We start from the raw sequence: 11,791 nt of genomic DNA, 5'->3' as shown, positions 1-11,791 counted from the left end.
CTGATGGTTATGTACGGACTGATTACCGTGATTCACCATCAAACGAATCGCACTACCTTCTTCCCTGCTTGTTTTTGCAGATAGGCAATACGCGGCAAATTCACGGCTAGCCATCCACCTGTACCACCACAGCCAATTAAAACTAAGTCCATTTGATCGTAGGACGGGAGCAAAATTGGCACGGCATCGGCAAATGGTAATGATAAGGTTGGCATTACCAATCCTCCGATAGACAATCTGTTAGGTGAGGTGGAAGCTCGAAAATACCAGTTGTGGCTGTTTCATAGAAATGACCGTAAATTCCTACGCGCATCTTGATTTGTGGGTTTGAGAATATTTCACCCAATACTCCATAGATGCGAAAGCCTGTCTCATCACGATTGTCCGTATCTGAGAAATATGCTTTCATCCCATGATGTGAATGTACTTCAATCAGGGCTTTGGCATAGGAGCTATTCAGAGAATTGTCTAATGGTCTACAGGATCTGGCGGTTTGCTCTTGCTCTGGTATCGTCAGTTGCCAATTACCATTCTCAAAATGCAGATGAAACAGTATTTCCACTGGTTTACCCTCAGCATTGCTCGGTAGGCGAGAGGCTTCTAGCATTTGCTGTACTAATGCAACAGGTACTGGTGGGTAGGTTATCTGGACTGATGCTGATATGGCTCTCAGTCCTTTGGCTTTGTAATAGACGACAGGGGCGATCGCTGTTAATCCTTCCCGTCTTGCTCTGACAAATGTGCCATTTCCTGCATAAACGTACTCATACATTGAGGTCGCTGTGATTTCAGGCAGATGCTGATTCGTGGCGATGATGTGCTGAATCAGTCCCGCACTAAAGGTTGGCAATACTGGATTTGCGGTAACTGTGTTTTTTTGAACGTGTTCTAGTAATTTCATCGGTTTATAATCATATTGATCGCTACCTTCACCGAGGAGCCACATTGGACAAGATCGGCGATTGGATAGCGTTTGGATTTCTGGAGTTGCCATAGCTTCAAACGAATGTCTTCTGGATGGGAAGTTGATTTACCATTCACAAGATGATTGCTGAACGGTGCATTCATAAACATCTGCCATGCTTCAGCTAGTTTCTCTATTCCTTCTAATTGGCTAGAAAAGCTGTTTTCATTACCCATACAGATTCTGCCATCACCGTAGATATTCGGTAATGGCACATGGTAAATAGGAGCCTCTGCATTGAAGATTTTGAAGTTAGTTGCCCAAACATAACAACTATCACCGCAGAGCATAAACACTAAACCCATCATCGGGATGGTCAAAGTGAGCGGCTCTCCGTCTTCAGTCAAATTTGTGAACGTAAATGTCCGTCTTGCAGGTGGTATAAACTGCACGAACCATTGTCCTTGCTTACAGATACCCAATCTCTGTACGCCACTGGGTATCCATCCTGAGTCAATTTGTTCATGTTGAAATGCGGCTCTGACAGTTTCGGGTGATAGAAATTTATAGGTTTCTTTTCCTGCATCTCGATATTGAAAGCAGTAATGTCCGCCTTTCAGAAATAGCAGTTTTGCATCTGCTTCTATGAGTGGATACCCATCAGGATTGAGGGCATCTTGCATCGGATTTATGGTTAACATTGGTTCCTCCTTATCCCGCTAATGCATTGATGGGGTGATGAAAATGTAATTGTGGAATAGGTTCTTTACACCTATTCCACAGCCGCACTACTTTGACGCAGTTTTGGGAGTCCTTATCTAGCCATTCGATAAATTCTCTGTATTCCTTCATGATTGTCTGAGCTTCTGTATATGCTTCTGTCAGTATGTCAATCACCTCTACCGTCCAATCAGCATCGGTGATTTCGCTTTCGTAGGTCATATCCAGCCAGATATTATCCGTTGACTGGGTTAGCATCTCCATCGCCAATGGCAATCGAGAGATCATTCCCCTTGCCTTTTTTGCCTCTTGACGCAAAAGCGCATCAGATATGTAATCTACGACTGGGGGTAATTCTTTACCAAGTTCGCTTTCCACGTCATCCCATACTTCACTGCTGACATCATGAATTAGGCACAACAGAAATTTCTCGGTTGCACCTAATTCTTCAAATTCGTCGTAGTACCATAAAGTACCTATCGGGTCTATTGGTATATAGGCTGTACGTTCCAAATCTATCATTACTAATGGTAAAGGAAAGAACTGCTCGTCCACTAAAGTCAGAAATTCGATTTCTTTTTCGCTATAGTCTTCGGGTTTTGCAAAGGCTAGGCTGGCTGTGGTTTGCTGATATTTCTCTGGATAGTAATGCTGATATAGTCGCAACATATTTGCACGTTGCTGCATGGATTCAAGGTAATCGGCGGCTCTTTCCGATGTGTGGGAACACATCCATTGGAATTTAGCTTTGTCCATCCTAGAATCCTCTGATTACCGCAGGGGCGCTGATCGGGTGCGCCTTTTTTAAGTTGTCTAGCGATCGCTGCAATAAACAACTATTTTGCTTGGATACAATTGTTGCTTCAGTAAAGTTTTCTAGTTCAATTTCACCGATTTCGATTAGTTGCTGTCCTTGCCGCTCATGCTGCTCGATCTCCCATAGTATTTCTAGCAAGGGATTGATAAATTCACTGGCTGTAATCAAACTGGTCAGGACTAGCTCGGACATACTTATCCTTTCGGTCCTGCTTGTTTACAGATATCTACGAGGACATCTCCATTCGCTTGAACTGTTCGCCGAATTTGTGAGTTTTTGATTCCTTCAAAATACTGACTAAGCGTAGCCTTGATTTGCTCATCACTGCTACCAATTTCGAGTGGCACTGGGATGGTTTGTCCTTCAACTTTGATGCTGTAGTTAGGTGTAGTGGTTGTATTCATAGTTTTAATGTTTGTTGTTGAGATTTAGAAGATGCTGGTGTGGTTTTCTTTGGAAAATTTCCAAATTCAAGTTTTACTGGTATTTTCTGTTCTTCCTCAGTTGATTCATCGGGTTCAATTGGAGAGGCTAGGTCACTCTGAGCATAGGCTTGGATGATTTCTGCTAGTGGTGCTGGGATCGGCGTAAGCGCTGATAAGGCGATCGTGCGGATTAGCGGTCTTCCCAAATCTCGACAAATGGAAATAATCACTAGCCTTTCTGGTGATTGTTCGGTTTCAGGTAAAATTTCAATGCATAGCCGCAGTCGGCTCTGATCTAGGTCTATTACTTTGCTGGTCATGGCTTTCACGCTGTTGAACTTATACGCTTTTACACAAGCACTGGCGCTAGCCTATTTGTTCTAAAAATTCACAGTGTCGGACAATATGCTAAGTTAATAAGACTTATGGGCTTTGGGAGCAATCTCATGAATCTACAGCAAGTTGACTCCATTTTGTCAAAAGAACTGACTAAAGCAAATCTAAAAGAATATATTGTAGAACAACTCTCTCAGGAGCCAGAAGTAGAGAAAGTTATTATCTTTGGTTCTTTTTTAAAATCAAATACACCTAATGACATTGATATTGCTATCTTCCAAAATAGCTGTCAAACTTACTTGGCCCTTGCCTTAAAATATCGGAAACTCTTAAGACCTTTATATTCTTTTTTCCCAATTGATGTAATCCCACTTCGCTTAGATGCTCAAGGTAGTTTTATAAACGAAATTAAGGCTGGTGAGGTGATCTATGAAAAGTGAAACTAAAATATGGTTGGATTATGCGGAAGAAAATCTAAAATCGTCGAAAATCTTACTTGACAATAAACTCTATAATCCTTCTCTCCAAAATACACAGCAATCAGTTGAAAAAGCCCTCAAAGCTATTGTTGTAGAGTATGGAATCAATCTTAAACGGACGCATGATATTCTTGAGTTGAAATATTTATTGCAAAGAAAGGACATTATAGTGAATATTTCAGATGACGAATGTGACTTACTAAATGCCATATATTTACCTTCAAAATATCCTATGTTGGGCAATCACTTGTAATTTGGGTGCTTAATTTCGGCGAGAAATAGATAAATTTAACGGGCGTGTCGGTTCGGTATAACGTTTCGGTTGAGCGGCTGCCGATAACCTTTGCTACAACACCGACCAACTTTGCTAGTCCGCTCTAACTGGGTTGTTAGACCCCGGCAGTGAGGAGCCGCCTACTTGCCTTAATCAGCTTCAAAGAAAATATTAGCTCCTGGAAATAATTCTCCATCAATGACTGGCGGCACTAAAAAAACTCCGGCAGCACGGACAGTTAGGAAACTATCCATTCCTGGTACAGGAGCAACAGGATCTCCACCAAAGTTTGTGCTACCGAGCCATTTTGATTGTGTTAATATTCGGCGCAGCCTTTCAGGGGTATCTTGATAGCTGACGAAGTTTAATCCTGCTCTAAAGCCTGGGTAACTTTCTATAGGCTCTAGAAACTCATAACCTTGTCGAAAAATACGCAGTGAATTTCGATCTTCTACAGGATCTACGTGCCTATTTGCTCGTTGCACATGGCTTTGGTCAATAACAGTGTCTGCAACTTTCTTGGGTTCAAGAAACTTTAAGTTGCCGTCTTCAATATCTGAAACTTCTTTGGTTCCTATGAAAGGACAGCCTACTGAACCAACTGGTTTTCCTTCGCTGGTCAGCTTTTCTAAAGGACATCCAGATAACTTATCTCTGCCTACTAGCAGTTCTTGCTGCTGGCGATCAAGCGTTTGCCAAATATCCAGATCTACTCCTAACCTTAGAAAAGCTAAATAGGTTCCCCCCTCCGTCCATTGATCATCTTGTTCTGTTGAGGGTCTGGGTTTTACGACAATTGCTTTTTCACGCTCTTCACTCTTCATGTTAGAGAGACCATCATGAAAATCAATCCAACTACGATGATCTTCCCGTTGGAATCCGCTGTAGAAGCTAGTTTGTAGTAACGGAGCAGTACTGGTATCCACATCCGTCATTTCACGAAGTATTTTCCAAGTCTCCACAACAGCACGATTGACTGCTAACTGTGTCTCAGCTATAAACTGAACTACTATCTCCTCTGTAGCAAAGTTGCTTCGTATATCGTCGGTATATTGAAGACCTGAGCCAATCATTAAAGAACCGCCACCTGTCGGACGAGGTGAACGAAATTGGTTTTTGCTATCAAGATCCCTCGGCAAAGGATGTTGAACATTAGCAAGTTTGAAAACATTAGGACCATAACCTACTAAAACTGTGAGATCACCACTCGGAACAGGATGATCTGGTAAGTCTCGTATCTTGCCATTCTTAAGTCCTTGATACACCTCCCACAACTTCAGAAAAGCTTCTCCTATTTGGGAAGCATTAAACCCTTCTCCCGCTCGTAGAAAAAGGATGACGAAAAACTTTCCAGGTCGGGTTTTTGGAGCATGATAAATGCCTTCTTGCAGTTTTCTAGTCATGACTGCGTTAGCTCCTCCCCATGACTCTGGGAGAAACCCGTCCCACTTGCTGATTTCTGTCGTACTCTTCTTTCAATGGCTTAATAAGCACATTACAAACATCAGCTTCACTACATTTTATGGGACTGTTACTAGTGTTCAAAATTATATACTCACCAGTACTTACTGGAGTGACATCTCCAACAACAACCAGAGGTCCGACCTCTATGAACTGTAGTACTTGAAATCCACCAGTTAAAGGTGTTGAACTACTACCCACGTCTACTGTAATGTCGTCTAAAAAAGCTGCATCGCTATCACTTGGTCCAAATTCAAGTCGCTGGTATACCCCTTCTTGCTTACCACGGCTCCATTGAATCCATTCATCTGGAATGGGACTACCTTGATAAGAAAATACATTTTTTGTGAAACTAAGGAAGTACATTCCAAGGGGATTCGCAAAAGCTACAGGTTGTCCGTTAAAAACAGCTTCATATGCACCCATAGCAGCGGCAGGATCTGCATGACGACACGCTAACTGTTCTACATCAAACTCTCGAAATATCTGCTCTCGCGTTGCTTTAGTACCAGGGGTTGAACTTGCATAAGGTCTTGCTCCAAACATGACTATGTATAACAAATCATCTAACCCATTTATTGGATGCGTCATGAACAGAGCATTTTCAGTGTTTAATCGTCCAGTTGGTTGTCGAGGAACTCCCATACTTGACAACTTGCGATCATTTCCATGTCCAGCAACAAGTGTAGAGAAGGATATTTCCCTTTGGTCCTCAGTTAATCCAAATGGATCGTTAACTCCATAGAGATCTTCCCAAGACGGCTGAAATCCAAGAGTACTTTGAACCATTTCGCGGACTTTAGTTGGGTCATACTTAGCGATACAAACCCAATACTCTCGTAATTCTGTAGTTACTTGAATTCTTTTCGGTCTCATACGACCACTGGAATCAACCCGCTCAATAACACGATATTCGCAGTACTCGTTGTGTAGCTCTTGCCTTCCTCGAATTCCCCAATCCGATAGTTGTTTTGCAACATCCTCACCGATGCAGAAATTTGGTTCGGCTGGGTCTGCGAACCACTGGATAGCTGCTGGAGATGGATTGGTCAGTGCTTGTGGATCAATTGCAAAGAAACGACTTCCAAAGTCTGCTTCTAGGCTGGTGTAAGAAACTTGAATAACTTCATTCCACTTGTCGATGAGATTGGTATTGAGTTGATCAACATAGCCTGGACTATCGTATGACATAAAAATCTCCTTACGTATTATCAACAAATCAGTCAATTAGGATTGCACCTGACCTAACTAGTCTTTCAACGTCACTACAATAAAAAAGCTGTGCTTACTGGGCACTCACATCCCGTAGATAACTTTCTAACTGCGCCGCTACCGAGAAATCAGGGGTCTAACTATGTATTATCTTGCAGATTGCAGGATAAACACTTATACAAGCTCAATATCACATAACTTGTCACATAAAACAACCAAATAAGTGTAACAACAAAATTTTTGTAGGGTAATGTACCAGAGCAGAGTTTTATTTAGCAAAATGCAGCATAACATTCCTAAACCTGTGCTAAAAAATAATCCGCCTATCCTCTCCACAACCGATCAATTTGGGCGATCGCTTTATTATCAGGTATTGCCAGCGTAATTTGGTTTGAATTACTCAAATGGAAAACTACTTCCTAAGAAAAAATGGGGAGTCCTAAGATTAATTCCATGTCGTCAAAATAGGATTGTAAAAAAAAGTAAAACCCTCACTGTGAGGATTTTACTTTTTACTTAGGCTGCGGTTTTCATCCGTTTTGGATGGAATTTGATGCCAACGGGGATAGGACTGTGCGAAGGGAAAACTCGCAGACGATCTTCTGTAAACACCCGAAACTTCGCTGTATGATTCTTGCCGCTATTATTCGCAACCAGATAAACTCTTGCGTCAACGATCGCTTCAATTGTCGCATCGGGTAATTCTGGTCGTGGATATAATGGGAACTCAGCGCTGCGCTCCTGTAAGAATAATTCCACAAGACTCGTAAACTTCTGCTTAGCTTGGAGAATGTCGATACCAACAATCAGCTTTGCTCTAGACCATGTTACAAATGCTTGTTGCTCCATGTTGTAACTGCTCTTGGGTTTGCAACTCCATTGAACACCTTTTTTCGATACTCGTGGCAATAGTAAACATTGATAGCCTTTATGTGAGTAAATCATCGTAACCTTCTTTGCATCTAGTTGGGCATGAACTTCAAGCGATAGCGATAAAAAAAGAACAAATATTTGCCGCAAGCGAATGTTTGTTCTTTTTCAGGGAAGTTGTTTCAGAGAGAGGATTCGCAAGGCAAATTCTCTCTGAAACAGTTAGCTAAAAATCATCATCGTATGCAGCAGTGTGCTCATATTCTTCATCAGCATCATCGGCAATCTTTCTCTCAACATCAATAAAGTTAAGAGATTGGGCGCTGATGACTGTACGTGCATGATGCTTCTTATCTTTCTTCGATTGATATTCTTCTGGTTGGGATAGTACTCCCACTACTTCCACAAAACGTCCTGACTGAGCACGTTCTTCTGCATACTGAGCCGTACCATTCCAGCATACAACTTTCACCCAAAGTGGCTCTTGGTCGATCCAATTGCCATCTTTATCTCTGCGAGGTTTTGGCTGTATAGCAAGGCTAAAGTCTAATACATCCTTACCACTAGTTCTAGTTTGACGTACTTGAGAGACGTTACCAATATAACCAGAGAGAACTACGGAATTTGTTGAATTACACATCGATTTATACCTGTTTAGGAATCACTTCATGAGCTTCTACGCGATAGCGTTTCCGTTTCCATAAATGCCATAACTCTCTAGTAAATTATTTGCTAGAGAGTTATGGTTGGCTTTAAATCTAGAATTCAAGCTGAGTGTTAATATCACTGGCAATCAAGGAATATTGTCCTGGATGTCTAGAAGATGAGATTTCGATCAGGTTTTGAGCAAGTTCAACTGCATATCCTTTTACGCTCAGCCATTCACGCATTAAGGCTTCGCACACTTCTTTAATTTGCAATGCGGTCATGTTTTCACTGCTGAATTTTGGCTTTTGTCCAGTGGCATCAGATCCATACAAGTCGATGCTTGCTTCAATCACTTTGCTCGTTGATTGTTGGGTTACGGCTAAAAGAGCTTTAAATGCTGCTTTAGCTGGGTTATCTTGTCTGCTGGTTGCTGGTTGAGCAAATGGTTGGACATCAGGACTAGGAATATGATTCTCAATGACTGTGGCGACATGACCATTAGTACTGGCGATCTCGGCGACATGACCGTTGGTACTGGCGATTTGGGCAATACTGTCGTTGCTGGCAACTGCGGCGATCGCATAGGCAGGTTGCTCCTGTACTGCATATATTGCTGGTACAACATTGGGTATGACTATATCCCTTGGTGCAACCGTCGCAGCTTGGCTAGGTGATGATGTGTCATTCAACCAATTCTGAACAATCTCTGCGAATTTCTTGCCTGGCTTAGGATAAATACCATTATTGATCTCAGGACATCTACTTTTGGAGATCATTAAGGTATTCTGGTCGTCCAATAATCCACAGATGTCTAGTTCGTATTCACTGCCTTCCTTTTGAATTGGTGCTGTGCCAATCTTGCGAACACTGGTTATTTTCTGTTTGCCTCCAACTTCAACTGTATTGAAGTCATATTCAATTTTTGAACGCATTGTGGCGATGATGTGGCAGCTTGAGCTGATGATTTTGTCCCATAGTTGACGTTCTATGGGGCGAATTTTTGACCAGTTACGGACATCGCTACCAACTGCGTCTAGTTCCGCATACCATGCATGGGATAGTGAGTCGATAATCAGGTAATCAAATCCTGATTCTTCGGCACTTTCAATCGCGTTGTAGTACTGGCTTGGTCCGAATTTGCTTAGTTCAAGTACATCGAAGTTAAACAGATTCGCATACTTGCGGCTTGAACCATGTTCGGAGTCAATCAATCCAATTCTTTTGCCCAAGCATGATGCTAGTTGCAAGGCTGTGTAGGTTTTGCCACATCCTGGAGGACCATATAGAACCATCTTCAGTTTGATGTTTTCTTTGGTCGCTTTCTGAAATGAGTAAGTCATAGGTGATTTTCCTTATATGTAAATATCAATGGATTTCTTCTAGAGAGCCTCGCTAGAGGACTGACGCAATCCTCTATGCGTGACTTTCTAGAATTAGTTAGATCGTGAAGAGGATGTCTATTTCGGAGTCGTTGTTTAGGTTGTCTATCATGGCGTAGCGATCGCATAGGTCGCCGATCGTTGCCTCGGCGGAATCCTGATTACCATCGGCAATCAGGATTCCGCCGAGGCAACTAAATTCATACTTTTTCTTGGCTTGTTGCCACTGTTCTATAAAGTCCTGTGATGGTATGTCTAGTCCATCGGTAATTAGCACAACATCGGCTTTTCGAGATTTTTCATGCTGTTTAATAGACTCTAATGCTCCCGTCAAGGCGGCGGTAAAGCTCGTATCATCACCGTTGTAGAATTTTTCGATACAGTCAAGTACGCGGTTGGGATCTGGTGCGGTTCCTGCAAAATCATCAATCCGCTCAACTCTTCCCGTGAAGTGCAGAATACGGCAATGACGCTTTTGCATTACGGCGATACTCAGTAATGCTAGGGCTACGGCTTTACTCCAAATCTCAGCGCTTCCTTCCATTGAGCCACTAGAATCCAAACAGATGACAATCGGTCCTTTGGCTAGTGGTTCGCGGCTAATTAGTTTGCGTTGCAGTAGTGAGCGTTCGATGAAACCTTGGGCAAATACTGGAAACAGGGCGGGAATTGTGAGCTTGACTAGTTCACAGGGTAATAACCTTGTTAAGTCATTTCCAGTAGTTACACCAATCATTTCTATTCGCCCTTCAATCACTTTGGAGCGCTGCATCTTAGCGGCGATCGCAATTTTCTTGCCCGCAAGTTGGGCGATCGCTTGTAATTTGGGTGCTGCTTGTAGTCTTTGCGCTAGTTGCAGTTTGTCCGCAACTTTTAGTTTTTCCTCGGTCGTGCGATCTCCGCCACCACCCAAAGCAGCTAGGCTTTCTTCCATAATTTCTAGGTCAGCTTCGGCTCTCGCTATGCCAATGATTAAGGCTGCCCCTATTTTTGTCTCGGTAATTGAGTCAGCATAGTCTTCACAGGCTTTTCGGGTGGCGATCCCTTTTTGCTTCAATCCTTGCACCATTTGCATGAGTTCAGAGGTGGGCGGTTGCCCTGCTAGCATTTCAAAGATGCCCCGAATTTGCTTTCTGATTAGCTCTGGGTCTTCTAATCGTCGATCTGGCTCTGGTAACATCTCGGCGATCGCTTTGCAGATTGCGGTTGTACCGATTCCTGCAAGAAATTCATCGCCATTTAGTCGGTTGCTAAATTGCTGAAAAGCTTCTAGCTCGGTCATTTGTTGGTGAATGGCAATCCAGATTTTGTTTTCTGGCTTGATGTCACTGTCTTCTAGTCGATTAGGCTGGCGGTCGTACAGGCGGTGATAAGTTTCATCGGTGAATGCGTCGAAGTTATAGATTTTTGTCTCGCCTTCAATGATTACTTCACATAGGCGCTCTGAGCCTTCTTTGAAATCTCGCGCACAAATCTCTGTCCATTTCGGGACTGCATATACTAATTGAGATGGCATATTTTAGTTCTGATTATTTGAATTGGGTGTTATAAGGAAGCGTGGATTACGCTCCCTTAGGGATTAACTCTATGCTCCGTACAAAATCTCGCTGACTTTGGCTAGCAATGGCTTTTTCTTCGATTCGATTTCAAGCACGATTTGCTGCGCTTTCTTGGCTTTGTGTGGATACTGGGCAATCATGCCTTGCAAACGATCTGTCATATGTCGCAGGTCAGACAAGACACTTGTGCCTTGAGTTGCCCAGCTACTTTGCTCATCCTGTGTACCGAAGGTTGGACAGGTTCCTAGTTGGGCGATGGATTCGGTGATTGATATCAATGTTTCCTGTGCTTGAATGTTTAGGGGATTTCCGACCTTGGCGACGATCTTGGCGATCGCAGTCTTTTCTCTGGGGTGATTCCAGATGACGTGGTTGAGAATCTCAAATGAGTCTTCGCTTACTTCTGTTTCTCCTTGTAAGAAGGCGTAAGCTCTCAAAATCATCACCATCTGCACATATTTTCTGGTGCTAGCAACAAAGTTCTCTTTCTTGAATTCCCGTTGCAGATCGACTAGAGAATCGACTACTTGACTGGTGAATGGCAGTTTCTGCACTTGCGTCTGCATCTGCTCCAGTTCACCTACTCCCTTCCCGCTATAAGATCAGTGAATTAATGAAAAGATAAAATCCAGTGTTTTTCGTAATTGTATTTTTGAGAGAAATTGACTGGATTCAAAAAACTGCTCTAGCTGATTAGTGATATCTCC

The 11,791-nt window shown here is 42.7% G+C and carries 16 protein-coding genes; 2 read left to right on the top strand and 14 right to left on the bottom strand.

All coding sequences use genetic code 11. The annotated features are described in order from the left end of the window. Window positions 1-38: 38 nt before the first annotated feature. From B9G53_RS27790 to B9G53_RS26390, 7 genes are read right to left on the bottom strand one after another with little or no spacing between them, the layout of a single operon-like run. On the bottom strand, window positions 39-215 hold the full coding sequence (locus B9G53_RS27790; protein WP_176453368.1) for a hypothetical protein: 177 nt from the start codon (window positions 213-215) through the stop codon (window positions 39-41). Next, window positions 215-994: a hypothetical protein gene (locus B9G53_RS26415; protein ID WP_141211912.1), complete on the bottom strand. Its 780-nt coding sequence runs from the start codon at window positions 992-994 to the stop codon at window positions 215-217. The genes B9G53_RS27790 and B9G53_RS26415 overlap by 1 nt, the downstream gene beginning before the upstream one ends. After that, window positions 898-1,605, bottom strand: coding sequence for a hypothetical protein (locus B9G53_RS26410; RefSeq protein ID WP_094536396.1), 708 nt, complete (start codon window positions 1,603-1,605; stop codon window positions 898-900). Before B9G53_RS26410 ends, B9G53_RS26415 begins: the two co-directional genes overlap by 97 nt. Before the next feature lie 10 nt (window positions 1,606-1,615). Beyond that, window positions 1,616-2,380 (bottom strand): hypothetical protein, encoded by a 765-nt coding sequence (locus B9G53_RS26405; RefSeq protein ID WP_094536395.1) that lies wholly within the window; start codon window positions 2,378-2,380, stop codon window positions 1,616-1,618. Between the two features lies 1 nt (window position 2,381). Further along, the gene (locus B9G53_RS26400) at window positions 2,382-2,633 is read right to left on the bottom strand and encodes a hypothetical protein (RefSeq protein ID WP_094536394.1); all 252 of its coding nucleotides are present in this window, start codon (window positions 2,631-2,633) and stop codon (window positions 2,382-2,384) included. Between the two features lie 2 nt (window positions 2,634-2,635). After that, on the bottom strand, window positions 2,636-2,845 hold the full coding sequence (locus B9G53_RS26395; protein WP_094536393.1) for a hypothetical protein: 210 nt from the start codon (window positions 2,843-2,845) through the stop codon (window positions 2,636-2,638). Then, entirely contained in the window at window positions 2,842-3,186 is a 345-nt protein-coding gene (locus tag B9G53_RS26390) for a hypothetical protein (protein ID WP_094536392.1), read from the bottom strand. Before B9G53_RS26390 ends, B9G53_RS26395 begins: the two co-directional genes overlap by 4 nt. Before the next feature lie 126 nt (window positions 3,187-3,312). Here B9G53_RS26390 and B9G53_RS26385 point away from each other — a divergent pair, with 126 nt between their 5' ends. Together B9G53_RS26385 and B9G53_RS26380 are read left to right on the top strand one after the other, a co-directional pair. Next, entirely contained in the window at window positions 3,313-3,642 is a 330-nt protein-coding gene (locus B9G53_RS26385; RefSeq protein WP_176453367.1) for a nucleotidyltransferase domain-containing protein, read from the top strand. Further along, entirely contained in the window at window positions 3,632-3,934 is a 303-nt protein-coding gene (locus B9G53_RS26380) for a HEPN domain-containing protein (RefSeq protein WP_094536391.1), read from the top strand. Before B9G53_RS26385 ends, B9G53_RS26380 begins: the two co-directional genes overlap by 11 nt. Before the next feature lie 170 nt (window positions 3,935-4,104). On the opposite strand, the gene B9G53_RS26375 is transcribed toward B9G53_RS26380, so the two are convergent. The 7 genes from B9G53_RS26375 to B9G53_RS26345 all read right to left on the bottom strand — a co-directional run bounded on the left by B9G53_RS26375 (window position 4,105) and on the right by B9G53_RS26345 (window position 11,650). Continuing rightward, the gene (locus tag B9G53_RS26375) at window positions 4,105-5,358 is read right to left on the bottom strand and encodes a Dyp-type peroxidase domain-containing protein (RefSeq protein WP_094536390.1); all 1,254 of its coding nucleotides are present in this window, start codon (window positions 5,356-5,358) and stop codon (window positions 4,105-4,107) included. Between the two features lie 7 nt (window positions 5,359-5,365). Next, on the bottom strand, window positions 5,366-6,607 hold the full coding sequence (locus tag B9G53_RS26370; RefSeq protein ID WP_094536389.1) for a hypothetical protein: 1,242 nt from the start codon (window positions 6,605-6,607) through the stop codon (window positions 5,366-5,368). A 537-nt stretch (window positions 6,608-7,144) separates the two neighbouring features. Beyond that, on the bottom strand, window positions 7,145-7,573 hold the full coding sequence (locus B9G53_RS26365) for a hypothetical protein (protein ID WP_141211911.1): 429 nt from the start codon (window positions 7,571-7,573) through the stop codon (window positions 7,145-7,147). A gap of 151 nt (window positions 7,574-7,724) precedes the next feature. Beyond that, entirely contained in the window at window positions 7,725-8,138 is a 414-nt protein-coding gene (locus B9G53_RS26360) for a single-stranded DNA-binding protein (RefSeq protein ID WP_094536387.1), read from the bottom strand. Window positions 8,139-8,256: 118 nt separating this feature from the next. Continuing rightward, entirely contained in the window at window positions 8,257-9,486 is a 1,230-nt protein-coding gene (locus B9G53_RS26355; RefSeq protein WP_094536386.1) for an ATP-binding protein, read from the bottom strand. A 97-nt stretch (window positions 9,487-9,583) separates the two neighbouring features. After that, entirely contained in the window at window positions 9,584-11,041 is a 1,458-nt protein-coding gene (locus B9G53_RS26350) for a VWA domain-containing protein (protein WP_094536385.1), read from the bottom strand. Window positions 11,042-11,110: 69 nt separating this feature from the next. Beyond that, entirely contained in the window at window positions 11,111-11,650 is a 540-nt protein-coding gene (locus B9G53_RS26345; protein ID WP_094536384.1) for a hypothetical protein, read from the bottom strand. Between the last annotated feature and the right edge of the window lie 141 nt (window positions 11,651-11,791).

Source organism: Pseudanabaena sp. SR411 (genome assembly GCF_002251945.1).
Classification (GTDB): domain Bacteria; phylum Cyanobacteriota; class Cyanobacteriia; order Pseudanabaenales; family Pseudanabaenaceae; genus Pseudanabaena.
The sequence above is the reverse complement of the archived record's forward strand: the minus strand, read 5'-3'. Positions and strand labels throughout refer to the sequence as shown.